Below are 1777 nucleotides of genomic sequence, written 5' to 3' on the forward strand. Positions count from 1 at the left end.
GTATGAACCCGTGTTCAAAGGATCCACTTTCAGCTCCTGCATTTTTTTGAAAAGCGATACGGTTTGTTTATCCATATAGGCTCCGATGTTCCGGTTAAGCTCGTCTAACTGGGCAGGGTCCAGTAAATCTTTATTTCCGTGGTACTCCTCGATTCGGCATCGGATTTCCATGTTAATTGTTACTCTCGCCTGTCTGCGGTCCACCTTCCAGTCTAGCTTGGCATGGACATCGCTGACGTTGACCGACAATTCGGGCAGAGAAAGATCCTGAAGGCGATGATTTTTGTACTGAAGCTGGAACATTTGTTCTTCGGTTCGGCTCAATACGGAAACCAGCTTATCTTTACGGAATAGACCGGTTCCCTCATAGGTTAAGTTATTCTGATCCGCCTGAAATATGGGCAGAACCGGATCCGCAAGCGGTGAATAGAGCTTTTTCATATATTGATGCAGATTGACGATGGTCATTTCCCCAGGGCTTCTGCTTTCATAATGCTTGAATTTGCGATATATATAATAATCGATAAGCGGATCCTTCTTAATCTGCTTTTGCAAGTACCCCTGTAGATCTCCCCGATAAACGGCCAAATAAAGGCGCATGGACAATTTGGGATCCGCTAGTATGGTGTCAATAATGGGCCGCATCCCTTGCCTTGCGAACGCCTCGCTGATGAACAGGACCCGTTTCTGGCCGGTCTTCAGCTCCCGATGATAGCTTCGGTTAAATTCTTTTTTGCCCTCCTTTAGAAGATCGGTATGAAGTGTTATCATCTTCTTCTCTTCTCTGCCTAGAGGAGGCACCAGCAAGCTTATTTCCAGCATGCCGTCCTGACCCTGATCGATGGTCCAGAGAATGATAGGCGCGATTTCTTCAATAATATTGTAATCCCGGCTCGAGCATCCTGGAGTTACAAATAGAATACCCGCCATAGCCCATAATGCGGCTTTCGTTCTCCAACTCATGTTAGGCACGCCCCTTTATTCTTACTGCGGCTATCATAAAGGCGGGTACCGCCAAGAAGGATACCGCAGCGAAACAGACCTGAAGCACCGGCCAGAAATGTCCCTGCGTACCGGATTTCCAGAACCAGTGGTAGACGATGAGCATGCATAGAAACAGTACCATGAAGCTCGCAATGAAGCCGGATCTGCTGGCTGGTTTCTTGGCTTTCCCCGCAATGATCCGGAGAGAACCGTAGAACAGCAGAATGAGCAGCGCAATGGCAAATACATAGTGGAAAATATGGATGCAAATCATTATGATATCCAGACGTTCGAAGATCGGCGATTGCAAATAGCGAACCATGTTGATGACCGGGTAGCTGCTTTTTCTCAAATATTCCGGCCCAAAATACAACGTCGACGCGATAAACAGCGCCAGGTATTCCACAATCGTCAATGCGTTCCCGATCGCCATTGGCCTAAGCAGCTTGTCCCGGGGGCTGAACCAGGCACCGACGCATACGAGGTACTCCGGTCCGGACAGCGATGCCCAGATCAGCAGCATGCCCTGCCAAAGTCCGTCGCCAAGTTTCATCGGAATGATCGGATAAAGATCATGTATCGAGGCGATGGGAGGTAAGAAGAAAGGAATATACAGCACGATCAACCAGAACGAGCATAAATAGGCGATGAAGATGAAACGGATCGTCTTCTCCATGCCTTTCACGGCCAGATAGCAGCCAACAGCAAATAGGAAAGCAAGCAGCCATTCCCTTTGGATGGACGGCAGCACGAATTGATGTATGATTTCGGTATAGCCAAGCGTAATCACCGT

Annotated in this window: 2 protein-coding genes; both read right to left on the bottom strand. The window is 48.3% G+C overall.

Annotation, left to right across the window (positions count from 1 at the left end; genetic code table 11):
- Nucleotides 1-963, bottom strand: a 963-nt coding sequence (locus AC1DWB_RS34525; RefSeq protein WP_477545590.1) for a Ger(x)C family spore germination protein, incomplete at its 3' end; no start/stop codon positions are given.
- A gap of 1 nt (nt 964) precedes the next feature.
- Nucleotides 965-1777: GerAB/ArcD/ProY family transporter (locus tag AC1DWB_RS34530; RefSeq protein WP_477545591.1), on the bottom strand; the 813-nt coding region annotated here is incomplete at its 5' end.

This window comes from Paenibacillus sp. P4_E11 (assembly GCF_056401635.1).